Annotated in this window: 22 protein-coding genes; 16 read left to right on the top strand and 6 right to left on the bottom strand. The window is 72.3% G+C overall.

The genetic code is table 11. The annotated features are described in order from the left end of the window. Positions 1-20: 20 nt before the first annotated feature. The 6 genes from FS532_RS03115 to FS532_RS03090 are packed head-to-tail and all read left to right on the top strand — an operon-like array spanning position 21 to position 7,521. On the top strand, positions 21-1,037 hold the full coding sequence (locus FS532_RS03115) for an ABC transporter permease (RefSeq protein ID WP_144750197.1): 1,017 nt from the start codon (positions 21-23) through the stop codon (positions 1,035-1,037). Then, positions 1,034-1,924 carry an ABC transporter permease gene (locus tag FS532_RS03110; protein ID WP_144750195.1) on the top strand — a complete coding sequence of 297 codons (891 nt, stop codon included), beginning with the start codon at positions 1,034-1,036 and terminating at the stop codon, positions 1,922-1,924. The genes FS532_RS03115 and FS532_RS03110 overlap by 4 nt, the downstream gene beginning before the upstream one ends. After that, positions 1,921-3,594 carry a dipeptide ABC transporter ATP-binding protein gene (locus FS532_RS03105; protein WP_144750193.1) on the top strand — a complete coding sequence of 558 codons (1,674 nt, stop codon included), beginning with the start codon at positions 1,921-1,923 and terminating at the stop codon, positions 3,592-3,594. The genes FS532_RS03110 and FS532_RS03105 overlap by 4 nt, the downstream gene beginning before the upstream one ends. Next, positions 3,591-5,216: an ABC transporter substrate-binding protein gene (locus FS532_RS03100; RefSeq protein WP_144750191.1), complete on the top strand. Its 1,626-nt coding sequence runs from the start codon at positions 3,591-3,593 to the stop codon at positions 5,214-5,216. Before FS532_RS03105 ends, FS532_RS03100 begins: the two co-directional genes overlap by 4 nt. Then, positions 5,213-6,424: an LLM class flavin-dependent oxidoreductase gene (locus FS532_RS03095; RefSeq protein ID WP_144750189.1), complete on the top strand. Its 1,212-nt coding sequence runs from the start codon at positions 5,213-5,215 to the stop codon at positions 6,422-6,424. The genes FS532_RS03100 and FS532_RS03095 overlap by 4 nt, the downstream gene beginning before the upstream one ends. Further along, on the top strand, positions 6,424-7,521 hold the full coding sequence (locus FS532_RS03090; RefSeq protein WP_144750187.1) for an LLM class flavin-dependent oxidoreductase: 1,098 nt from the start codon (positions 6,424-6,426) through the stop codon (positions 7,519-7,521). Before FS532_RS03095 ends, FS532_RS03090 begins: the two co-directional genes overlap by 1 nt. A gap of 299 nt (positions 7,522-7,820) precedes the next feature. On the opposite strand, the gene FS532_RS03085 is transcribed toward FS532_RS03090, so the two are convergent. From FS532_RS03085 to FS532_RS03075, 3 genes are read right to left on the bottom strand one after another with little or no spacing between them, the layout of a single operon-like run. Then, complete coding sequence (locus FS532_RS03085; protein ID WP_144750185.1) at positions 7,821-8,834, bottom strand: transporter substrate-binding domain-containing protein; 1,014 nt, start codon at positions 8,832-8,834, stop codon at positions 7,821-7,823. 41 nt (positions 8,835-8,875) lie between these two features. Then, positions 8,876-9,649 carry an amino acid ABC transporter ATP-binding protein gene (locus FS532_RS03080; protein WP_144750183.1) on the bottom strand — a complete coding sequence of 258 codons (774 nt, stop codon included), beginning with the start codon at positions 9,647-9,649 and terminating at the stop codon, positions 8,876-8,878. Next, complete coding sequence (locus tag FS532_RS03075) at positions 9,649-10,773, bottom strand: amino acid ABC transporter permease (RefSeq protein ID WP_260852533.1); 1,125 nt, start codon at positions 10,771-10,773, stop codon at positions 9,649-9,651. The genes FS532_RS03080 and FS532_RS03075 overlap by 1 nt, the downstream gene beginning before the upstream one ends. A 132-nt stretch (positions 10,774-10,905) precedes the next feature. Here FS532_RS03075 and FS532_RS03070 point away from each other — a divergent pair, with 132 nt between their 5' ends. The 4 genes from FS532_RS03070 (at position 10,906) to FS532_RS03055 (ending at position 13,470) form a co-directional block, all read left to right on the top strand. Continuing rightward, complete coding sequence (locus FS532_RS03070) at positions 10,906-11,157, top strand: DUF4287 domain-containing protein (protein WP_144750181.1); 252 nt, start codon at positions 10,906-10,908, stop codon at positions 11,155-11,157. A 93-nt stretch (positions 11,158-11,250) separates the two neighbouring features. Next, complete coding sequence (locus FS532_RS03065; protein ID WP_144750179.1) at positions 11,251-11,799, top strand: hypothetical protein; 549 nt, start codon at positions 11,251-11,253, stop codon at positions 11,797-11,799. Next, complete coding sequence (locus FS532_RS03060; protein ID WP_186321886.1) at positions 11,796-12,464, top strand: RES family NAD+ phosphorylase; 669 nt, start codon at positions 11,796-11,798, stop codon at positions 12,462-12,464. Before FS532_RS03065 ends, FS532_RS03060 begins: the two co-directional genes overlap by 4 nt. A 34-nt stretch (positions 12,465-12,498) precedes the next feature. Further along, positions 12,499-13,470: a hypothetical protein gene (locus tag FS532_RS03055; protein WP_144750175.1), complete on the top strand. Its 972-nt coding sequence runs from the start codon at positions 12,499-12,501 to the stop codon at positions 13,468-13,470. Between the two features lie 135 nt (positions 13,471-13,605). On the opposite strand, the gene FS532_RS03050 is transcribed toward FS532_RS03055, so the two are convergent. After that, positions 13,606-14,178: a GIY-YIG nuclease family protein gene (locus FS532_RS03050; protein WP_144750173.1), complete on the bottom strand. Its 573-nt coding sequence runs from the start codon at positions 14,176-14,178 to the stop codon at positions 13,606-13,608. A gap of 66 nt (positions 14,179-14,244) precedes the next feature. Continuing rightward, on the bottom strand, positions 14,245-15,090 hold the full coding sequence (locus FS532_RS03045) for a siderophore-interacting protein (RefSeq protein ID WP_144750171.1): 846 nt from the start codon (positions 15,088-15,090) through the stop codon (positions 14,245-14,247). Positions 15,091-15,178: 88 nt separating this feature from the next. Between FS532_RS03045 and FS532_RS03040 the strand changes: the two genes are divergently transcribed. Continuing rightward, entirely contained in the window at positions 15,179-15,862 is a 684-nt protein-coding gene (locus FS532_RS03040; protein WP_144750169.1) for a heme oxygenase (biliverdin-producing), read from the top strand. Next, positions 15,859-16,152, top strand: a complete 294-nt coding sequence (locus FS532_RS03035; protein WP_260852532.1) for a DUF2470 domain-containing protein — start codon at positions 15,859-15,861, stop codon at positions 16,150-16,152. Before FS532_RS03040 ends, FS532_RS03035 begins: the two co-directional genes overlap by 4 nt. Positions 16,153-16,506: 354 nt before the next feature. On the opposite strand, the gene FS532_RS03030 is transcribed toward FS532_RS03035, so the two are convergent. Next, the gene (locus FS532_RS03030; protein WP_144750167.1) at positions 16,507-18,225 is read right to left on the bottom strand and encodes a BCCT family transporter; all 1,719 of its coding nucleotides are present in this window, start codon (positions 18,223-18,225) and stop codon (positions 16,507-16,509) included. Positions 18,226-18,569: 344 nt separating this feature from the next. On the opposite strand from FS532_RS03030, the gene FS532_RS03025 reads away from it, so the two are divergent. From FS532_RS03025 to FS532_RS03010, 4 genes are all read left to right on the top strand, one after another. Continuing rightward, complete coding sequence (locus tag FS532_RS03025; RefSeq protein ID WP_144750165.1) at positions 18,570-21,227, top strand: phosphoenolpyruvate carboxylase; 2,658 nt, start codon at positions 18,570-18,572, stop codon at positions 21,225-21,227. A gap of 118 nt (positions 21,228-21,345) precedes the next feature. Beyond that, positions 21,346-22,557 carry a multidrug effflux MFS transporter gene (locus tag FS532_RS03020; protein ID WP_260852531.1) on the top strand — a complete coding sequence of 404 codons (1,212 nt, stop codon included), beginning with the start codon at positions 21,346-21,348 and terminating at the stop codon, positions 22,555-22,557. Positions 22,558-22,612: 55 nt separating this feature from the next. Beyond that, complete coding sequence (locus FS532_RS03015) at positions 22,613-22,951, top strand: STAS domain-containing protein (protein ID WP_097179319.1); 339 nt, start codon at positions 22,613-22,615, stop codon at positions 22,949-22,951. Beyond that, positions 22,948-23,367, top strand: a complete 420-nt coding sequence (locus FS532_RS03010; RefSeq protein ID WP_144750163.1) for an ATP-binding protein — start codon at positions 22,948-22,950, stop codon at positions 23,365-23,367. The genes FS532_RS03015 and FS532_RS03010 overlap by 4 nt, the downstream gene beginning before the upstream one ends. The last annotated feature ends 10 nt before the right edge of the window (positions 23,368-23,377 follow it).

Raw genomic sequence — 23,377 nt, 5'->3', positions numbered from 1 at the left:
GCACGGACGGTGGTGGCGGCGTGACCCGGTACGTGCTCTCGCGCATCGGGCAGGCGGTGCTCGTGCTCTGGGCGGCGTGGACGATCTCGTTCTTCGTCCTGTACGTCCTGCCGAGCGACCCCGCCCGGATCATGCTCGGTCCGGACGCCACCGACGTGACGCAGGCGCAGCTCGACGCCCTCCGACACCAGTACGGACTGGACCAGCCCGTGCTCGTGCAGTACTTCCAACACCTCGGTTCACTGCTGACCGGCGACCTCGGTCGCTCGATCGGCGTCGGACGACCCGTCACCGAGGTCATCGGCGAGGCCGTCGGGCCGACCGCGCAGATCGCCGTCGTCGGCCTGCTGCTCGCGATCGTGTTCGGCGGTGGCGTCGCCGTGCTGGCGACGTGGACCCGGAACCGTGCCCTCGGCCAGTTCCTGCTCCAGCTGCCCCCGATCGGCGTCGCCGTGCCCGGCTTCTGGTTCGCCCTGCTGCTCGTGCAGTGGTTCTCGTTCGGCCTGCACCTGTTCCCGGCGTTCGGCGGCGAGGGACCGTCGTCGGTCGTCCTGCCGGCGATCACCCTGGCGCTGCCCACCGGTGCGACGATCGCCCAGCTGCTGTCGAAGTCCCTGGTCGCGACGCTGCGTGAGCCGTACGTCGACACCGCGTACGCCAAGGGCGCCGGACGGTGGCGGGTGCAGCTCCGGCACGCGCTGAAGAACGCCGCGCTGCCGGCACTCACCGTGACCGGCCTCATCGTCGGACAGCTGTTCTCCGGCACCGTCGTCACCGAGACGGTGTTCTCCCGCCCGGGCCTCGGCCGGGTCACCGCGACCGCCGTGCAGGGGCAGGACATCCCCGTCGTGCAGGGCATCGTGCTCGTCGCCGCGGCGATCTTCGTCGTCGCGAACCTCGTCGTCGACCTCGTGTACCCGCTCCTCGACCCGCGGGTCGTCCTGGCGGGGAGCCGCCGGAAGCTGCGGGAGCAGGACGGCGCGACGCCGGGTGCCACCCCGTCCGACGCCACCGAACCGAAGGCGGTCCCCGCATGACCGAGACCACGCAGCTCGCGATCGGCCGTCCAGCGTCGCTCGTCACCGACCGCGTCCCCGGCGGCGCGACCGCACTCCGGGGCCTCGTCGCCCGGCCGACGCTCACCGTGGCGGTCCTCTGGCTCGCGCTCGTCGTCCTCGCCGCGCTGCTCCCCGGAGCCCTGACCCACCACGACCCGCTCGCCGCGGACCCGGCCGTGAAGCTCACCGCGCCGGACGCCGCGCACTGGTTCGGCACCGACCAGCTCGGCCGCGACCTCTACGCCAGGGTCGTGCACGGCACCGCGCTCACCCTGCAGGCGGCGATCCTCGCGATCCTCATCGGGCTCGTCGGCGGCTCGGTGTTCGGGCTCCTCGCCGGGTTCGTCGGCGGGGTGGTCGACACGGTGCTCATGCGCGTCGCGGACGTCCTGCTCGCCATCCCGAGCCTGCTGCTGTCGTTGACGATCGTCACCGTCCTGGGGTTCGGCACCGTGAACGTCGCGGTGGCGGTCGGCGTCGCGAGCATCGCCACCATCGCCCGGATCATGCGCTCCGAGGTCGTCCGCGTCCGCACCGCCCAGTACGTCGAGGCGGCCACCGCGAACGGGAACCGCTGGTGGCGGGTGCTGCTGGTGCACGTGCTGCCGAACGCGGCCGGCCCCGTGCTCGTCCTCGCCGCGCTCGAGTTCGGCACCGCGATCCTCGCCGTCTCGAGCCTGAGCTTCCTCGGCTACGGTGCCCAGCCGCCGGCACCGGAGTGGGGCTCGCTCGTCTCGACCGGCCGCGACTACATCGCCACCTCGTGGTGGCTGACGACCATCCCGGGTCTCGTCATCGCGGTCACGGTGCTCGCCGGCAACCGCGTCGCCCGGGCCCTCGACACCGAACGGCGGGCCGTCCGATGAGCCTCCTCAGCATCCGCGACCTCACGGTCGCGTACGGCCACGGCCGGCACGCGCGCACCGCACTGCACGGCGTCTCCCTCGACGTCGGCCGCGGCGAACGCGTCGCGATCGTCGGCGAGTCCGGTTCGGGCAAGTCGACGACGGCGCACGCGGTCCTCCGGCTCCTGCCCGCAGCGGCCGACCTGACTGGAGGCACGGTGCGGCTCTCCGGGACCGCCGCCGGTTCCGCGGACCTCGACTTGGTCACCGCGTCCGACGCCGAGGTGCGTCGTGTCCGCGGCGTCCGGATCGGCTTCGTCCCGCAGGACCCCACCGTCTCCCTCAACCCCGTCACGCGGATCGGCCGGCAGGTCGCCGAGGTGCTCGAGATCCACGGCATCGCAACGGGGGCAGAAGCACACGAGCGCGCCGTGGAGGAGCTCCGCCGCGCCGGGATCGACCGCCCGGAGCTGCGCGCGAAGCAGTACCCGCACGAGCTCTCCGGCGGCATGCGGCAGCGCGTGCTCATCGCCATCGCGCTGATCGGCGACCCGGAACTCCTCGTCGCCGACGAGCCCACGAGCGCCCTCGACGTCACCGTGCAGCGGACGATCCTCGACCACCTCGACCGGCTCGTCGCCGAGCGGGGGACGAGCGTCCTCTTCATCACCCACGACCTCGGGGTCGCCGCGGACCGGGCCGACCGGATCGTCGTGATGTCCGAGGGCCGGATCGTCGAGCAGGGCACCCCCGCCGAGGTGCTCGGCGCACCCCGCGAGGCCTACACCCGCGCGCTCATCGCAGCGGCGCCCAGTCTCGACGACGTGACCGTGTCCGTGGGAGCCGCCCCGCGCCTCCAGGCCGACCCTGCCGACCCGCTCGTCGTCGCGACCGGCCTGCGGAAGTCCTTCGCCCGCGTGGCCGCCGTCGACGGCGTCGACGTGACCGTCCCGCGCGGCCGCACCCTCGCGCTGGTGGGGGAGTCCGGGTCCGGGAAGTCGACGACGGCACGGCTGGTGCTCGGTCTCGAGCGTGCCGACGCGGGCACCGTCCGGTTCGACGGCGACGACGTGACCGCGGCCCGCGGTGCGGCGCTGCGGGCGTACCGGCGCCGCGCGCAGATCGTGCAGCAGAACCCGTACGCGGCCCTGCACCCGCGGCTGTCGGTCGGGGCGGTCATCGCCGACCCGCTCGCGGCGTTCGGCATCGGCACCAGGCGGTCCCGTGCGGCCCGCGCCGCGGAGCTGCTCGACCTCGTGGCGCTGCCCGCCTCGGCGGCGGCACGTCGACCGTCGGAGCTGTCGGGCGGTCAGCGGCAGCGCGTCGCGATCGCCCGGGCCCTCGCGCTCGACCCGTCGTTCGTCGTCCTCGACGAACCGGTCTCGGCGCTCGACGTGTCCGTGCAGGCGCAGATCCTCGACCTGCTCGCGTCACTGCAGGAGACACTCGGCGTCTCGTACCTGTTCATCTCCCACGACCTCGCCGTCGTCCGCCGCATCGCCCACGAGGTCTCCGTCCTCCGGGGCGGGCGCGTGGTCGAGCACGGCGGTGTCGCCGACGTCCTCCACCACCCGCAGCACGAGTACACCCGTGCCCTGCTCGACGCGATCCCCGGACGATCCCGGCGGGTCGCACCCGACCCCGCAGGCGTCGTCGTCGACGGCGCTGCCGCACCCGAAGGAGTCTCATGACCATCCACCGCACCCCGATCCGTCTGGTGGCCGCGATCGCGGCCGGCACCGCGGCGGCCCTGGTGATGGCCGGCTGCTCGTCGGGCAGCACCGCGTCGTCGTCCTCGTCGTCGAAGCCGGTCGACGGCGGGTCGCTCACCTACGCGATCGCGAACGACCCGATCACGCTCAACCCGACGGGCACCGGCGCCGGCAACGACACGCTCGCCATCACCCGGCAGCTCGTCGACTCGCTGCTCTGGCAGGACCCGTCCGACGGCTCGCTCAAGCCCTGGCTCGCGACGAAGTACTCGGCGAACGCCGACGCCACCGCGTTCACGTTCGACCTGCGCTCCGGTGTGACCTTCTCCGACGGGTCGGCGTTCGACGCGACCGCGGTCAAGGACACGTTCGACGACATCGCGAAGGCCGGTGCGTCGAGCACCGCCGCCGCGTACTTCTCCGGCTACCGGGAGACGAAGGTCATCGACGACGACACCGTCGAGGTCGACTTCACGACGCCGAACGCCGCGTTCCCGAACGCCACCGCGTCGGTCGCGCTCGGCATCGTCGCGCCGAAGACCACCGAGACGCCGTTCGACGACCGGGCCGACGGCAAGGCCGTCATCGGGACCGGGCCGTTCACCCTGTCGTCGTACACGAAGAACACCTCCACCGTCCTCACGAAGCGCAAGGACTACGACTGGGGCCCCGCCGCGCGGTCGAACGCCGGCGCGGCGCACCTGTCCAAGGTGACGTTCCAGGTCGTCCCGGAGGCGAGCGTCCGCACCGGCAGCCTCCAGTCCGGTCAGCTCGACGCCATCAGCAGCGTGCAGCCGAGCGACGTCGACACGCTGCAGTCACAGTACGAACTCGTCACCCGCGCGAACCCCGGGCAGGTGTTCGGTCTCACGTTCAACCAGAAGCGCCCGCTCGTGTCCGACCTCGTCGTCCGCAAGGCGATCGCGCAGGCCGTCGACCCGAAGACCGTGCGGGACACGTCCCTGAACGACCTGTTCAAGGTCGCGACCTCGGTGCTCGGCTCGACCACCCCCGGCTACACCGACACCTCGTCGGCGATCTCGTACGACCCCTCCGCGGCGAAGAAGGCGCTGGAATCAGCCGGGTGGGAGAAGGGATCGGACGGCATCCGCGCGAAGGACGGCCAGAAGCTGCAGCTCAAGCTCATCTGGATCACGAACTTCGGGCCGAACCAGACCTCGCTCGAACTCATCCAGCAGGAGCTGAAGAAGGTCGGCGTCGGCCTCACCCTGGAGAGCGGCACCGTCCCGCAGTACCTCGCCAACACGACCAGCGGTGACTGGGACATCGCGTGGGACAACAACTCACGCGCCGACGGCGACGTCCTCCGCTCGAAGTTCTCGAGCGACGGTGCCCAGTCGATCGGTGCCGGCGACGGCACGCTCGACGCCCTGTTCACGAAGGAGCTCTCGCAGTCGTCCGGCACCGACCGCACCGCCACGTTCGCGGCGATCCAGCAGCGGATCGCCTCGCAGGTGGACTTCGTCCCGGTGCACGAGCTCACGAGCATCATCGCCACCGCGAAGGACGTGCACGGCATCGCGTTCGGTGCGGACACCCGCCTCGACCAGCTCACCGGTGCCTGGAAGGACGCAGCATGACCGCCGTTCCCCTGTCGATCCTCGACCTGGTCCCGGTCAGTGTCGGGTCCACCGCCGCGCAGGCGCTGCACCGGACGGTCGACCTCGCGCAGCACGCCGAGCGTGCCGGGTACGCCCGGTACTGGCTCGCCGAGCACCACCTCAACCCCGGCGTCGCGGGCAGTGCGCCGAACATCGTGATCGGCGCCGTGGCGGCCGCGACCTCGACGATCCGGGTCGGCAGCGCGGCGACCCTGGTCGGCAACGTCCGCGGGCTGCAGATCGCCGAGACCTTCGGCACGCTCGCCGCGCTGTACGGGCCGCGGATCGACCTCGGACTGGGGCGCTCCGGTGCACCCGCGCCCGGCGCCCCAGCGCCTGGTGCCGCGGCGCCTGGTGTCCCCGAGCCGCCGTCGCTCTCGCCGCGCGAGGACGAGGTGGTCGACGGGCTGCTCATCCCGGCACCGTTCGACTTCCGGATCGCCCCGCGCAGCCGGTTCGCGCTGCAGGGCGAGCTGCTCGGTCGGGTGCCGGGCGACGTCGACCGGTTCGAGGGCGAACTCGACCTGATCCGGGCGCTGTTCGCCGGCACGTGGTCGCACGACGGCGCGGTCGTCGAGGCGCCGCCCGCCGCCGACGCCCCGGTCGAACTCTGGATCCACGGCTCCACCGGGGGAGCGAGTGCACGGGCCGCCGGGAGTCTCGGCCTGCCCTACGGCGCGAACTACCACACGTCGCCGGGCACCGTCCTGGCGTCGGTGCAGGCCTACCGCGATGCGTTCCAGCCGGGTGTGCTCGACGCGCCGCACGTCATCGTGTCGGCGGACGTCGTCGTCGGCCGGGACACCGCCGAGGCGTCCGAACTCGCGCTCGGCTACGGCCAGTGGGTGCACTCGATCCGCTCCGGCGTCGGGGCGATCGAGTACCCGACACCCGACTGGGCGCGGGAGCACCCGTTGGACGACGCCGCGGCGGCATCGGTCGCGGACCGCATCGCCACGCGGTTCGTCGGCGATGCCGGTACGGTCGCGGACCAGCTCGAGACGCTGCGCCGCGCGACCGGGGCGGACGAACTCCTCGTCACCACGATCACGCACGACCACGAGGCACGGGTGCGCTCCTACGAGATGCTCGCGGCGGAGTGGGCACGGCGTGCCGACGCCGGTGCGCCGGACCGTTCTCGGTCAGCGTCCGCGACCGAGTCCGTGCCGGCCGGGGCGGTGCGCTGATGCGGTTCCAGCTGCTCGACATCGTCCCGTACCAGGAGGACCCGGTCACCGGGCACATCGTCCCGCCGTCCGAGCGCCTGGCGTCCGTCGTCGAGACCGCCCGGTTCGTCGAGGGGCTCGGGTTCGACTCCTTCGCCGTGGGGGAGCGGCACGCCGGACCGTTCCTGTCCGCCGCACCGACCGTGCTGCTCGGGGCGATCGCGGCCTCGACCTCGCGCATCCGCCTGCAGACCGGCGTCACCGTGCTGTCGATCCTCGACCCCGTCCGGGTCGCCGAGGACTACGCGACCGTCGACCAGCTCTCGGGCGGCCGGTTGGAGCTGACGGTCGGCAAGGGCAACGAGGTGCTGCAGTACCCGATCTTCGGGCTCGACCTCGCCGACCAGTGGGACCTGCTGGCCGAGAAGTACGCGGCGCTCCGGGCGTTCTGGGGCCCGGCGCCCGCTGACTGGGCGGGCGGACCCTCCACCCACCCGCAGCAGGGCATCACCACGCTGCCGCGCCCCTTCCGCCCGGGAGGCCCGCGCGTCTGGCACGGCTCGGCATCGTCCACGGTGTCGGTCGAACTCGCCGCACGGTGGGGCGACCCGCTGTTCAGCGCCAACGCGATCCAGCCCCTCGAGGCCTACGGCGTGCTCGTCGACCGGTACCGGCAGGCGTTCGCCGAGGCCGGGCACACCGACCGGACGCCGTACGTCGGAGCGGGGGCCGGTGCCGGCGGGATCTTCGTCGCGTCGACCTCGCAGGAGGCCAAGGCGCTCTACGGCCCGGTCTACGAGGGCCTCGTCGCGCGCCGGGACGTGCCCGGCAACAACACGCCGTTCCGCGACATCGACCACGCCGTGGCCGAGGGGCCGGCGCTCGTCGGCAGCCCGCAGCAGGTCGTCGACAAGATCGGGCGCTTCCACGAGCGACTCGGGACGGACCTGCAGTCGGTGTCGTTGCCGACGACGCTGCCGCTGGCGGACCAGTTCGCGACGCTGGAGCGGTTCGCCGCCGACGTCGTGCCGGTGGTGCGCGCGGCGTACCCGACGACCCTCTGGACGGCTGCCGACGCGCACGGCTCGACCGTGCCTGCGGAGGCCGTCGCGGCCTGAGACGCGACGCTGTAGCGGACGGGAGGCGCGGTGCCAGCCGGCACCGCGCCTCCCGTCCGCTGGGTGCGCGCGTCCGGCGCGTGCCTGTCGGGCTGCCGACTCGATGCGACAGGTCCGATGTCGTACGACGTCGGCGTTGTCGCTGTCCCGCGGTCGCGAATGCCCGCGCGTGCAACGGGTGACGGATCCGATGTCGTACGACGTCGGCGTTGTCGCACCGAGTCGGTCCGCCGACCCCACGCGCGACGACACCCCCGCGGCCAGGACGGCTACGGGGGTGTCGGACAGCGCGTGCGGCGTCAGCTCGCGTCGAGCGGCAGGCCCTCCGGGTTGAGCTCGGACTGCTGCACTGCCTCGTTCGACAGGTTGTACGCCTTGAGCCACTTGGCGTATGTGCCGTCGTCGATGAGTTCGTTGATGGCCTGCTGCACCGGCGCGGCCAGCCCGTTGCCCTTCTTGGTCGTCGCCGCGATGAGCCCCTGCAGGTCGGCGCCCGCGCCCGAGTACGTGCCGGCGGTCGTCGTCGCCTTGGCCGTCCCCGCGTTCTGCTTGTTCTGGTACGCGATCGTCGGGTTCGGGCCGAGGTACCCGTCGACCTTGCCGGACTGCACGGCCAGGAGCTTCGAGTTCGCGTCGGGGTAGTACTTCACGGTGATGGTCTTGCCCTGCTTCTCGAGGTCGGCCTTCCACCCGAGCAGGATCTTCTCCTGGTTCGTCCCGGAGTCGGTGGCGATCGTCTTGCCGGCGAGCACGGACGGGTCGCCGTCGAACGTCAGGCTGCTGCCCTTCTTCACCTGCAGTGCGAGGTTGTCCTGGCGGTACGAGGCGAAGTCGTACTTCTCCTTGCGCTGCTCGGTCACGGTGACGTTGGACAGGCCGACGTCGATCGAGCCGCCGTCGATGCCGACGAACAGGTTGTCCCAGGTGGCGTTCTTGACCTGCGGTTCGAGGCCGAGCTTCGCGGCGACGAGGCGACCGATGTCGGGCTCCGAACCGGTGAGGGTCTTCTGGTCGTCCCCGGTGAACGCGAGGGGCGGGTACCCGGACGGCAGGGCACCGATGCCGATGACGAGCTTGCCGGACTTCTTGACGTCGGCCGGGAGCTCGTCGTGGAGCTTCGAGTCCTCCTGCACGGACACCTTCGTCTCGGTGGCGGCGCCGTTCGACGCTGCTCCGATCGTGACGGTGCCGTCGCCCGAGCCGGTGCCGGCGCTCGCGTTCGCGGCGCAACCGGCCAGGGCGACGACGACTCCGGCGGCGAGGACGAGGGCGCCGGCGCGGTTCCGCCAGCGTGAGGGGGTGATCGGGGACATGGTTCTCCAGGGTGCGTTGTACGTCGGAACGGGTGGGGAGTTCAGCGGACGCGGGACAGGAAGTCGCGCGTGCGGGGGTGCTGCGGGTCGTCGATGAGCTGCGCGGGCGGCCCCTGCTCGACGATGCGGCCGTGGTCGAGGAAGACGACGTGGTCGGCGACCTCGCGGGCGAAGGCGACCTCGTGCGTCACGATGACGAGCGTCGTGCCGGACTCGGCGAGGTCCTTGATGACGCCGAGGACCTCTCCGACCAGCTCGGGGTCGAGCGCCGAGGTCGGTTCGTCGAGCAGCACCACCGAGGGCTCGAGTGCCAGGGCCCGGGCGATGGCCACGCGCTGCTGCTGCCCGCCGGAGAGCTGGCGCGGCCGGGTGGCTCCGCGGTCGCCGAGGCCCACGCGTTCGAGCAGCGTCTGCGCCCGGGCCTTCGCCGTGGCGGCGGGAACGCCGGAGGCGATCGGTCCCTCGGCCACGTTCTCGAGCGCGGTGAGGTGCGGGAACAGGTTGAAGTGCTGGAACACGAAGCCGATCCGGGAACGCTGCCGCAGGATCAGCCGCTCGGGCAGCTCCTTGTAGCGGGGGACCCCGTCGCGGCCGGTCCGCACCCGGACGCCGATGGTCTCGCCGCCGACGGTCACGACACCGCGGTCGAGGGGTTCGAGGTGGTTGATGGCCCGCAGCAGCGTGGACTTGCCGGACCCGGACGGGCCGAGGATGACGGTGACGCTCCCGGACGGCAGCGACAGGTCGACGCCGTCGATCACGACGTTCTCGCCGAAGGCCTTCACGGCGCCGTGGATGCCGATGGTCGCGCTCATCAGATGGCCCTGTCGTTCGTGGTGGAGGTGCCGGCGGCGACCGCCCGCTCGGCGGCGGCGGCCTCGGCACGGCGATCCGCGCCTCCAGGCCGGCGACCCGCGCCGTGCCGGACCGCAGCCCGCAGTCGCTGGAACGGTGTCGGCGGCAGCGCGCGGACCGAGCCGCGGGCCGTCCAGCGCTCGACGTAGTACTGCACGACCGACACCGCGCTCGTGAGCGCCAGGTACCAGAGCGTCGCGACGACGAGTAGCGGGATGATGTCCGTCGGGTAGGTGCTCGACAGGTTCTGGACGACACCGAACAGGTCGAGCAGCGACACGTAGAACAGCAGCGACGACGCCTTGAGCAGTCCGACGATCTGGTTCACGAACGCCGGCACGATCGAGCGGAGCGCCTGCGGCAGGATCACCCGCACGAACTGGCGGCGACGGGGGAGCCCCAGGGCCTGCGCGGCTTCGTGCTGCCCGTGGTCGACGGCGAGCACGCCGGCGCGGACGATCTCCGAGGCGTAGGCGATCTCGCTGAGGCTCAGCCCGATGACACCGATCGCCAGGTCACCCAGGACGTTCGCGGTCGGGACCTCGAGCTGGGGTCCGAACGGGACGCCGATGCCGATCGTCGGGTACAGCGACCCGAGGTTGTACAGGAAGACGAGCACCAGGATGAGCGGCACCGAGCGGAACAGCCACACGTAGCCCCAGGCGAGCCCGGACAGCACCGGGTTGCGCGAGAGCCGGGCGATCGCCACGACGATGCCGCCGGCGAAGCTGATCACGGCGCTCAGCGCCGTCGCGACGAGGGTGAGCTGCAGGCCGGTCAGGATCGCCGGGCTGAACACCCACTTGCCGACCGCCGGCCAGCCCCACTGCTCGTTCGTGAAGAGCGTCTCGACGAAGTTCAGGAGCACCACGAGGACGATCGCGGCCGCGATCCAGCGCATCGGGTGCCGCAGCGGGACGACCGGCCGGTCGAGCGCGGCGCGTCCGGCGGCGTCGATGGTCGCGTCGGCCAGGCCTCCGGCCTGACTTCCGTTCGGACTGGAGGCGCGGTGCGCGTCCGTCACGCTCCTCGCGCCGTCGGGGCGGGTCACGGCGTCCCGCTCCGTGTCGGTGGTCTGGGTCATGTCGCGACCGTAGGAGGTGCGGAGGGATGCGACAACGCGGGGTGCAACACATCGGCACGGGACGGAACGCGGCGTCACACACCGGTTCTGGATGACGCTCTGTGACGTGCCGCGACGGCTATCGTGACCGGCATGACCGCACACCGTGTGACCGCACCCGAGCCCCCGGCCGACGGCGCCGTGCCGAAGGGGCCGGCGTCGTACTTCCCGAGCATCGAGAAGACGTACGGCCGCCCGGTCCAGGACTGGCTCGACATCGTCGCGGACCGCCTGGACGACCACAAGCACATGGAGGTCGTCGCCTGGCTCAAGGACGAGCACGGTCTGGGCCACGGGCACGCGAACGCGGTGGTCGCCTACGTGCGGAACGCGCTCGCGGGCTGAGCTGTCGCCGAGATGGTTGACATGGTTGTCGTTCGTGCGACAGGATTGGTTGACACGGTTGACGCTGTGCACCCGATCAGCAGGAGGCTCAGGATGGCGACGACAGCACGAGCACACGCTGCAGCCGGGCGGCCGACCGACCGGGTCGAAGCGCTCCTGACGGCGCTCCGGAGCCGACTGGTGCTCGACCGGGTCGACGGGGCGCTCGACTCCGGCGCCGACATCGAGGTGCTCGCCGACCGGATGGTGGCGGCGCTGCCGTCCGGCAAGCACGAGGCCGATGCACTGCTCGGCCCGTTCTACGACACCCCGACCCTGGCCGCCTGGCGCGGGGTGACGCGGCAGGCGCTCAGCAAGGCGACGGCGAAGCGGGACCTCATCGGCCTGAAGATCGGCGACGGCAGTCTGGTGTTCCCCTCGTTCCAGTTCGGCGTGACCGGGACGCCGCTGCCGAACCTGCGGCAGGTGCTCGCGCTCATCGACCCGGACCGGATCGACCCGTGGGGCAGCGCACTCTGGCTGAACACCCCGGCCGACGCGTTCGGCGGCACCACTGCTGCCGAGGCGCTCCGCGACGGTCGTGACGAGCAGGTGCTCGCCGCGGCCCGCCGAGCTGCGCACGCCTGGGCTGCGGACGCGTGACGCCCCGCCGGAACGAGGTCGCCCAGCGCCCGCCGCGCGACGACCTCGACCTCGCCGCGTTCCCGAGCGAGGAGTCCCGGGGCACGACCTTCTACCGGGCGAAACGGCACGACCGCGGTGCGTGGTGGTTCGCGAGCACCGAGCCCGACGCCGACGGGGTCGACGGCGGCCGGTTCGACCTCGCCCCGCCGCGGGGCACCTGCTACTGGGCGGACTCCGTCGAGGTCGCCGTGCGGGAGCGTCTGGCGCACCACGTCCTGGACACGAACACCGTCTTCACCGCCCGTGCGCGGGAGATGGTCGTGGTGGCCGCCCGAGCGTCGCGCGGCCGGGCGTTCGCCGACGTGACCCACCCCGGTGCCGTCCGGTTCGGCGTCGGTGCCGAGCTGCAGACGATGGGCGACTACCGCGTGCCACAGGCCTGGGCGAGGGCGCTCGACGCCGCCGGGTTCGCCGGGGTCCGGTACAGCACCCGGTTCACCAGTGCGGCGCCGGCGAACGCGTGGGCGGTGTTCGGCACGGCCGGCGTCCCGAAGCGGCCACGACCCGAGCGTGTGCACCGCGACGGTGTGACCGCCTGCCGCGAAGCGGGCATCCGCGTGCTCGACGACGGGTCGGATGCCGGTCCCGAACGGTTCACCTTCGCGGAACCACCCGGGTCCTGACGCGCTTGTCGGTGGTCGTGCCTAGCGTGACGACGTGGCCGAACCCGTCGACGCGTGGTGGCGCCGCCGACAGTGGTCGCGCGGCGTCCCGGTGCCGTACGCCGTGGGGGAGTTCCGCGCCGAGTGGGCCTCGTACCCGGTGCTCGTCCGGCAGTACCACCCGGAATGGAACCACGGCCTCGTCCTGAGCCAGGTGCCGCCCGCGGCCGAGGTCCTGCTGACGTGGGAGTGCGACGTCGGGCACGTGTTCGTCGCGACGCCGGCCGAGCAGCGCTCCCGCCCGGGTCGTGAACGGCGGCGGTCGGTCTGGTGCCCCGAGTGCGCCGTCCAGGCCCAGCCGCAGCGGTGGCCGGTCCTGCCGTCGGACTGGCCGACCGCGGTGCCCGTGCCGCAGCGGGTCGTGCGGGTGACCGGTCGACAGACCCTGCCCGCCGCACCGGCACGGGGGACCCCGGCGGGTGCGGTCGCCTCCGCACGGTCCCGTCCGCACCGCCCCGAGCCCGGTGCGCCCCGTCGACCCCGACCCGCAGCGGTCCCGCGGTCGATCTGCCCGAAGACCCCGCGGCTGCCCTCCGGGGAGTCGTTCACGAGCGTGTGCGCCCCGGCGACGGCCTCCGCGGTCGAGGCCGAACTCCGTGCCGCGCTCGCGGAACGGTTCGCCTTCACGTTCGACCACTCGGCGATCCGGCTCGACCGGCCGTTCTTCGACCACGTCGAGGTCTGGCCGGACATCATCCTGCCGGAGCTCCGGGTGGCGATCGAGTACGACTCGACCGGGCGCCACGGCCTCGAGCACGTCGGCCCCCGGCAGGAGACGGATCGCCGGAAGGACCGTGCGGTGCGGGGCGTCGGGTGGGAGGTCGTGCGCATCCGCACCGGTCGGTTGCAGGCACTCGGCCCGTACGACCTCGAGGTCTCCGGCATCTCCGGCCGGACCGTCGCCCGCCTGGCGGACACGCTGCGGGAGATCCGCGGCGCGCTGTTCGTCGACGCCTACGCCCGGTGACCTGGCCGAGTCTCGCGTCCGCCGGTCCGAGTCTCGGGCTCAGCGACAGTCCTCGCGGTCCGGGGCGCGAAATCTGTCGCCCAGCGCGAGACTCGCCGCCGCGGAGCGTCGCGAGCTGCCGCGCCGGCGTGCCGGTCAGCCGCGGAGCGCGAGCGCCTCACTCGTCCACCGGGCGTGGAGCTCCCACGGGTCGCTGACCCCCGCGGCCACGGTCCCGACGTGCGCGAGCAGCTCCGGCGTCACCCGGAACCACTCCGTGCCCGGGTACCGCGTCGCGGCGAACTGCGCGTGCCGCCGACGCTCGAGGCTCCGGTCGCCGCGCTCGAACCCGAGGAGGTCCTGGTGCGGGATCGCCGCGAGCCGCTGCCGCGGGTTCGTCGTCGTCCCGATCTTGATCCGGTCGCCGAAGTCGTCGCGCATCCGCAGGTAGTAGACGACGTCGACGCGCGGGGGAGCGAGGTCCCCGTCGGGCACGTCGCCCCACCGCCACTCGCACGTCGCGCACACGGTGCCGGACGGGAAGCGCACCCCGATCCGTGAGCCGCACACCGGGCACGGTCCGGGCAGGGCGTCCTCGACGCCGGGGTGCTCGGTGGCGGCGTCGACGACGAGCGCGATGTGCCCCGCGCACAGCGGCACCGCGGGCACCGCGAACCCGAGGACCGCACCGGCGTCGCAACCGGGCGCACAGCACGAGAGGGCGACCATGCCGGGAACGCTAGCCCGACCCACCGACGCGCGCCGCGCCTCCAGGCCGAACCGACGGACGCCCGCCTACTCGGTGAAGATGACCCCGATCGGTTCGCGCTTCTCCTCCTGGAACCGATCCTCGGCGCGGCCGAGCGCCCAGTAGGCGGACAGCGACATCTCGGACTTCTCGAGCCCCCAGTCGTCCTGCAGCAGCCGGCGGATCGCCTTCATCGCGGTCCGCTCGCCGTGCGCGAAGACCTGCACCGGCCGGGAGGCGCGCTCCAGCGAGCGGGCGGCGTCCAGCAGGAGCGTGCCCGGCTCGGCGCCGGTGGCGTCGCGGTGCAGCCACCGCAGGTCGACACCGGCCGGGTGCGCGATGGTCTGCTCGTCGGCGGGACCCGCCACCTCGACCAGGGCGACGCCCGTCGCGGACTCGGGCATGGACTCGAGTGCGGCGGAGATCGCGGGCAGGGCGCTGTCGTCGCCGAGCAGGACGTGGGTGACCGCCGGGTCGCTGGACGGCGCGTAGCCGCCACCGGGGCCGGAGAGGGCGAGCAGGTCGCCGGGCTGCGCGGCAGCGGCCCACGGACCGGCGAGTCCGTCGTCGCCGTGCACCACGAAGTCGACGGCGATGGTCTTCGCGTCGTGGTCGACCGCTCTGACCGTGTAGGTGCGGCGGGCGGGGCGGTCCTGCTTCGGCAGGGTCTCGCGGAGTTCCTCGAGGTCGTACGGCGGCGTCAGGCCGAGCGACGGCTTGGCGAGCAGCAGCTTGACGTACTTGTCCGTGGCGTCGAGGCGCTCGGGGTCAGCGGCGGCGACGAAGTCGTCGAAGGCCGGGCCGCCGAGGTGCACCCGGACCATGTGCGGTGAGAGTCGTTCGGTGTGGTCGACGACGAAGACGTGCTGGGGGCGCTTGGGCTTGGAACTCACGGGTCCAGGTTCCTCTTTCCGGCTTGGCGTTGGGTTCTTGCGAGGCGTTCGTGCTTGACGTTCTTGTAACTAAGGTTAGCCTTACCTCATGGACACGACCGTCATCCCGTTCTCCGAGCTGCTGCGCAAGCGCACGCGTCGCTCGCACGGATCCTCGGCCGGGAACGGCTTCATGCACGACCTGCTCGGTGGCAGGTGCGACGTCGCCGACTACGCAGCGCTGCTCGGACAGTACTCGTTCGTGTACGACGCCCTGGAGCGCGCTGCCGACCGGATGGCCGACCACCCCGTCGCCGCCCCGTTCGTGACCTCGCAGCTCACCCGGATGCCGGCGATCCGCGCCGACCTCGAGTACCTCGTCGGCCCGGACTGGTCGGAGCTCGTGTGCCCGCTCCCGGCGACGACGGCGTACGTCCGACGCCTCAACGAGGTCGCGGCCGAGTGGCCCGGCGGCTTCGTCGCGCACCACTACACGCGGTACCTCGGCGACCTGTCCGGTGGGCAGATGATCGGCCGGATGCTCGCCGAGCAGTTCGGCTTCGAGACGAACGGGATCCTGTTCTACATCTTCGACCAGGTCGCCGACCCGAGCGCGTTCAAGGACACCTACCGGGCGCAGCTCGACGCCGCGCCGTGGTCGCCCGAGGAACAGGAGCGCGTGATCGCCGAGGTCGAACTCGCGTACTCGCTGAACAACGGCCTGCTCGAGGGGCTCGACGCCACCCGTCGGCCGGGCGACTCGGCCACCGGGAACGTGACGGTGATCGCGTGACCGACCCCCTCGACGACGGTGCCCGCCGAGCGATCCTGCGGCACATGAACGGCGACCACGGGACGGACAACCTCGTCATCGTGCGGGCGAACGGCGCGGCCACGGCGGTCGCGGCGACCATGACCGAGATCGACGCGATCGCCGGGGTGTGGATCGCACAGCTCGACGACGGCGCCGAGGAGCAGGTCATCGTGCCGTGGCGCACCCCGCTTACCGATCGACGGTCGGCCCGCGTGCAGATCGTCGAGGTGCACTCTGCTGCCCAGGCCCGGCTGACCGAGCCGAGCTGACCCCAGACCCGCCGGGATCGCGGAGCGCGTCGCAACAGCAGGGGTGCTCCCGCCACGCGTCGCGATCCCGGCGTTCCCGCACGCTGCGCGCGCCGCGTCGCGCTTCGCAGTGTGCGAGGTTCCGCGCACCGTGGCACCGCAGGCGCCTCGCACAGTGCCCGGAATCTCGCACACTGCGTACCCCGCGTGGCCCCACCGGCCTGGAGGCGCGGGTCGGCGCCGCCACGCGCCTCCAGGCCGGGGGTGGTCCCGACCACGGCGCTTCGTGCGCAGAAGCGGTCGTATGCCGTCCGCCCGGCTCCTTGGGTCGCGGCGTGGTCCGCAGCCCGCACCCCGCGCCGTCGCGCGCCGTGCTCAGTGCCGCATGCGGCGCGCCAACTTCTGGATCGGGCCGGTCTTCGGGGCGCGCTCCGCGGGGTCGACGACCTCCTGCTGGTAGAACTCCGCCAGGTCCGTCATCAGTGCCCGCCGCTCGGCCCGGACGTACGCCCGACGCTCCCGGGTGAAGGCGACCACCGTCGACCAGCACATCAGGACCATCACGATGCTGAAGGGGAGCGCGGTCGTGATGGCCGCGGTCTTCAGGGCGTTCAGACCCCCGGCGAGCAGGAGCGCCACCGCGACGAGCGCCGTGACCCCCGCGAAGAACACCCGGATCCAGTTCTTCGGCTCGATCTGGCCGCCGGTCGCGATCATGCCCATCACGAGGGCGCCGGAGTCAGCAGAGGTCACGAAGAACACCCCGATGAGGATGATCGCCCCGATGACGAGCACCGATCCGGCCGGCATCGCGCCGAGCAGCTGGAACAGGACCTGCTCGACGGACACGCTGCCGTCCGCCCCGATGAGGTCGCCGGTGCCGTGCAGCTGGTCGTAGAGCGCCGTGCCGCCCATGATCGCGAACCAGAGGAAGGTCAGCAGCGTCGGGACGAAGAGCACGCCGAGCACGAACTGCCGGACGGTCCGACCGCGGGAGATCCGCGCGATGAAGATGCCGACGAACGGCGCCCAGGACATCCACCAGCCCCAGTAGAACGTCGTCCACGCGCCCTGCCAGTCCTGCCCGGCCTTGCCCGCGAAGGCGCTGGTGTCGAACGCGAGCCCGACGAAGCCCTGGACGTACTGCCCGATCGACTGCACGAACTCGCCGAGCAAGAACTGCGTCGGCCCGACGAACAGGACGAAGACGAGCAGGACGGCGGCGAGCCCGAGGTTGATGTTCGACAGGATCTTCATGCCCTTGCCGACCCCGCTCAGCAGCGACCCGATGGCGATGAGCGTGACGACGACGATCAGCCCGATCTGCAGCCCGCGGGTGTTGTCCGCGACCCCCGTGTACTCGAGGCCGGAGCCGATCTGCAGGACCCCGAGGCCGAGCGACGTCGCGACGCCGAACAGGGTCCCGATGAGGGCGAGCACGTCGATGAGGTTGCCCCACCCGCCCACGACGCGCTTGCCGAGCAGCGGTTCGAGCGCCCAGCGGATCGACACCGGGCGCGACCGCCGGTGGATCGCGTACGCCAGCGCCAGCCCGACCACCACGTAGATCGCCCATGCGTGCAGTCCCCAGTGCAGGAACGTCTGCGTGAGCGCCTGCTGCGCGAGAGCGTCGTCGTCGCCGGTCACCCCTGGCCGCGGTGAAGCGAAGTGGCTGAGCGGTTCGGCGACGCCGTAGAACACGAGCCCGATGCCCATGCCGGCGGCGAACAGCAGCGAGAGCCACGAGAGGGTCGAGAACTCGGGCTTCTCGTCGTCCTGGCCGAGCACGATGTCGCCGAACCGGCTGAACCCGATCCAGATCGCGAAGACGACGAATGCGGCGGCGGCGATCACGTAGTACCAGCCGAAGTCCCGCACGATCCAGCCCTGCACGGCGGCGAACGCGTCCTCCGTCGCGCGTGGTGCGATCAGCGCGACGGCGACGAACGCCAGGACGATCCCGGCCGCCGGCCAGAACACCCAGCGCTCCACGGGCGGCTTCACCGGGACGGGGCGCGTCCCGACGTCGTTCTGCGCCCGCCCCGTGTCCGGGTCTCGGTCGGCTGATCCAGCTGGTTCGACTGTCTCGCTCATGCGGCCCCTCCACCCGGTCCCTCCGCCCACGGCGGCGGAGCATCCCTGGCCGGATTCTACGAACGCACCCCGAATTCCGTCCGGATGCGATGCGAACCGGGGCGGGTCCGCGGCCGTCGAGTGAGCAGGAATCGTCGGGTCCGTGATCGGCAGGCGACGATTCCCGCTCACTCGACGAAGCACTCGACGAAGCACCCGACGAACCACCCGACGAACCACCCGACGAAGCACTCGACGACTCCGGCGCACCGGTCCGTCCGGACGGTTGTCGTCAGGCGCCGCGGCGGGCCGATACGCTGCTGGGATACCGGGAGGGCACTCCCGGCAGACCCGGAAAGGACCACATGACGGCGATCGATGGATCGACGCGCCACGGGCGCGCTCGGGACGACGTCAGCGGAGCGGTCGACAGCGACCTGCGCTCGGACGTGCGGTACCTCGGCAACCTGCTCGGGCGGGTGCTGCGGGAGACCGGCGGCGAGGACCTCCTGCACGATGTGGAGAGCCTGCGTGCCGCGGTCATCGACGCGTTCGAGGGCGGCGAGGCCGAGGGCGCAGCACGTGCCGAGGCGATCGTCGCGGGCATGTCGGCCGACCGGGCCGAGGCCGTCGCGCAGGCGTTCACGACCTACTTCCACCTGACGAACCTGGCGGAGGAGCACCACCGCGTCCGCGTGCTCCGGCACCGCGGCGACGACGGCGGCCTGGCGGGGGACTCGTTCCCCGCGACCTACGCCTCGCTCGTCGAGCAGGTCGGTGACGACGAGGCCGCCGCACGCCTCCGCGACCTCCGCTTCCACCCCGTCCTGACCGCGCACCCGACCGAGGCCCGCCGCCGCGCGGTCACCACGGCCGTGCGGCGCATCACCGACCTCATCGACGAGCGCGACCGGACGACGAACGCCACCGCGCTGGCCGAGAACGAGCGCCGGCTGCTCGAGGAGATCACGACGCTCCTCCGCACCTCGCCCCTCCGCACGACCCGGCCGACCCCGCTCGACGAGGTCCGCACGGCGATGAGCGTGTTCGACCAGACGCTGTTCGAGATCGTGCCGCAGGTGTACCGCCTGCTCGACGACCGACTGCTCGGTGACGACGCCGGCCGCGCCCCGGTGACCGCTCCGGCGTTCGTCCGCTTCGGCACGTGGATCGGCGGAGACCGCGACGGCAACCCGCACGTGACCGCCGACGTCACCCGCCAGGCCGCCGAGATCGCCGCGGAGCACATCCTCCTCGGGCTGTCCCGCGCCGCGACCCGCATCGGCAGCACGCTGACGCTGGACGCGAGCGAGACCCCCGCCGACGCCGGTCTGACCGCGCTCGTCGCAGCGCAGGAGTCCCTCGACGCCGGCATCGCCGAGCGCATCGGTGTCCGTGCCCCGAACGAGACCCACCGCCGCGCACTGATGTTCGTCGCCGCCCGGATCGACGCGACCCGGACCGGTCAGGAGCACCTGGCCTACCCCGGGCCCGAGGCCCTGCTGGCGGACCTCCGCACGATCCAGACGTCGCTCGTCGCGGCCGGCGCGACCCGTCCGGCGAACGGGGAGCTGCAGAACCTGGTCTGGCAGGTGGAGACCTTCGGGTTCCACCTCGCCGAGCTCGAGGTCCGGCAGCACTCGCAGGTGCACCGGAACGCCCTCGCCGAGATCCGTGCCGGCGGCGAACTGAGCGAGATGACGCAGGAGGTCCTCGAGGTCTTCCGCACCATCGCGTCGCTGCAGTCCCGCTACGGGGTGCGCGCCGCCAGCCGGTACATCGTCTCGTTCACCCAGTCCGCGGCGGACCTCGCGAACGTGCACGAGCTCGCCGTCGCGGCGCTCGGGTCGCCCGAGGCCGCTCCGGTACTCGACGTCATCCCGCTGTTCGAGACCTTCGCCGACCTGCACGCCAGCGTCGACATCCTCGACGAGGCAGTGCGCACCGAGACGTTCCAACGCCGCCTCGCCGCGACGGGCCGCAAGCTCGAGGTCATGCTCGGCTACTCGGACTCGTCGAAGGACGTCGGCCCGGTGTCGGCGAACCTCGCGCTCTACGACGCCCAGGCCCGCATCGCCGACTGGGCGAAGACCAACGACGTCGAGCTGACGCTCTTCCACGGCCGCGGCGGTTCGCTCGGCCGCGGTGGCGGACCCGCGAACGAGGCGGTGCTCGCGCAGCCTCGTGGCTCGATCGACGGGCGGCTCAAGCTCACCGAGCAGGGTGAGGTCATCTTCGCCCAGTACGGCGACAAGGACATCGCGGCGCGGCACCTCGAGCAGATGGCCTCGGCCACCCTGTTCGCCTCGTCGCCCTCGAACGAGGACCGCACCGCCGTCGCCGCCACCCGGTTCGCCGAGCTCGCACAGCAGCTCGACGACGTGTCGCGTCAGGCCTTCTACGACCTCGTGAAGGCAGACGGGTTCGCGCCGTGGTTCGCGCGCGTGACCCCGATGGAGGAGATCGGTCTCCTGCCGCTCGGGTCCCGTCCGGCCCGCCGCGGGCTGAGCGTCGAGTCCCTCGAGGACCTCCGGGCGATCCCGTGGGTGTTCTCCTGGACACAGGCCCGCATCAACCTCGCCGGGTGGTACGGCCTCGGTGCCGCGCTCGAGGCCGTCGGCGACGTCGGACTCCTCCGCACCGCGTACGCCGAGTGGCCGCTGTTCGGCGCGATGATCAAGAACGTCGAGATGTCGCTCGCGAAGACCGACGAGCACATCGCCCGTCGCTACCTCGAACTGGCCGACCGCGACGACCTCGCCGCCAAGGTCCTCGACGAGATGCTGCGCACCCGCGACTGGGTGCTCCGGGTCTCCGGCGGCAGCGACGTCCTCGAGGACCGCCCGGTCCTCGCCCGCGCCGTCCGCCTCCGCAGCCCGTACGTCGACGCCCTGTCGCACCTGCAGCTGCGCGCGCTCCGCGCGATCCGCTCCACGGGCAGCACCGACCCGGAGGACGGCGACCACCGTCTGCTCCTGCTGACCGTGAACGGGATCGCCGCCGGTCTGCAGAACACGGGTTGAGACGGACCGGAGGCGCGGTGCGGGCCCGCACCGCGCCTCCAGTCGGTCTGTGACCCGACCACCGCCCCTACCGCACCCGCCCTTGTCGAATCGATTCGGGTGCGCGTAGCGTGGCCGCGTGACGACGGAGCGCATGCGGACCCGAGTGACGTCGGGCGTGCTGCCGCCGATCGTCCCGCTCGCGCTCATCGTGGGCGTCTCGCCGTTCGCGACCGACATGTACATCCCGGCGCTGCCGGCGATCGCACGCGACCTCGGGACCACGCCGGGTGCGGTCCAGCTCTCGCTGACCGCCTTCCTCGTCGCCTTCGCGGTCGGGCAACTCCTCGCCGGGCCGGTCAGCGACGGCATCGGACGGCGGCCCCTGATGCTCGTCGGGACGGCGGTGTTCGCCCTCGCGTCGGTCGGGTGCGCGCTGGCACCGGACGTCGTGACGCTCGTCGTGGCACGGGTGTTCCAGGGCCTGGCGGGCGCCGCGGGTGCCGTGGCCGGCCGCGCGATGGTCTCCGACGTCACCGGTGGGCCGCGGATGGCGAAGGTGTTCGGCACGCTCGCGGCGATCAACGCCATCGGTCCGGTCGTCGCACCGCTGGCCGGGGGAGCGGTGCTCACGATCGGGACGTGGCGGCTGATGTTCGTCGTGCTCGCGGTGCTCGGCGCGGTGTTCTTCGTCGCCGTCGTCGTCCGGTTCCACGAGACGCTGCCGCACGAGTCCCGTGGTGGTGTCGGCTTCGGCGCGAACTGGCGGCGCATCCGCGAGCTCATGGGGATCCCGCGGTTCCGGGCGTACGTGCTCACCGGGGTGCTCTCGACGATCGGGTTCTTCGCGTACATCGCGACGAGCTCGTTCGTGTTCCAGACCGAGTTCGGGTTCTCGGAGGGGATGTACACGCTCGTCTTCGCGACGAACGCCTCGATGATGATCGTCACGACGCTGGTCTTCCGCCGTGTCGTCGGTCGGTTCTCCGAGGACGCGTTGCTGTCGTTCGGGCTCGCGGTCGGGACGGTCGGAGCTGCTGGAGTCCTGGTGAGCGCACTCCTCGGGCTCGGCGCCGTCCCGGTGTGGTGCTCGCTCGCCGTCGTCACGGCGGCGTGGGGGTTCGTCCTGCCGGCGGCGATGACGCGGACCCAGCACGTCGGCGCAGCGCACCCGGGGACGGCCGCCGCGCTGCAGGGCGGGCTGACCTTCGGGCTCGGCGGCCTCGGGACACCGCTCGCCGGCGCCCTGGGCGGCACCGCGCTCGCGATGGGCTCCGTGATGGCGACGCTCATGGCGGCCGCCGTCGTCGTGCAGCTCGTCGCCACCCGGCGGGGGCGGACCGTCTCGTGATCGTGACCCGGTAGGTTGCATGGTGCACGCCGCACCGACCTGAGGAGGCACCGACATGGACATCGTCGTACACGAGGCAGACACGGACGTCGCGGTGCTGGAGTGCAGCGGCCGGCTGAACATGGTGTCGGCCCCGACCTTCCGCGAGACGGTGGCGCAGGTCGTCACCGGTGGCCGGCCCAAGGTCGTCGTCGAACTCTCCACCGTCGAGTTCATGGACTCCTCCGGGCTCGGGGCGCTCGTCGGCTGCCTGAAGACCGCGCGGCAGGCCGGCGGGGACCTCCGCATCGCCGCACCGTCCGACCAGGTCGAGATGGTGCTCAAGCTGTCCAACATGGACAAGATCCTCCGCACGTACCCGGACGGGGACGCCGCGGTCAGCGACTGGGGATGAGCGCCACGGTGGGCGGGCACAGCCTCGACCTGGCGTGTCCGCCGGACGACGTGACGGCCGTGCACACGTTCCTGGCGTCGGTGTGGGACGCCGAGCCGACGGTGGCGTCGGAGGACCGGATGGCGCTCGAGCTGGCGCTGGTCGAACTCACCTCCAACGTCATCGAGCACGGCGCGGGCGGGAACGGCGTCTCCTGCTCCCTCCGCCTCGACGTCGGAGCGGACGCCGTCGAGGCGGACCTCACCGACGACGGGGTCCCGGTGCCGATCGACCCGTCCGACGCCCGACTGCCCGACGCCCTCGCCGAGAGCGGTCGGGGACTGGCCCTCGTCCAGATGGTCGTCGACGACCTGCGGTACGAACGGGTCGCCGACCGCAACCGCTGGACCGTACGCCGCAGCCTGACCCGGGGCTGATCCCGTTCAT

Source organism: Curtobacterium pusillum (assembly GCF_007673235.1).
In the GTDB taxonomy this organism is placed as follows: domain Bacteria; phylum Actinomycetota; class Actinomycetes; order Actinomycetales; family Microbacteriaceae; genus Curtobacterium; species Curtobacterium pusillum_C.
Note: the sequence above shows the minus strand (reverse complement) of the source record. Positions and strands in the feature narration are given on the sequence as shown.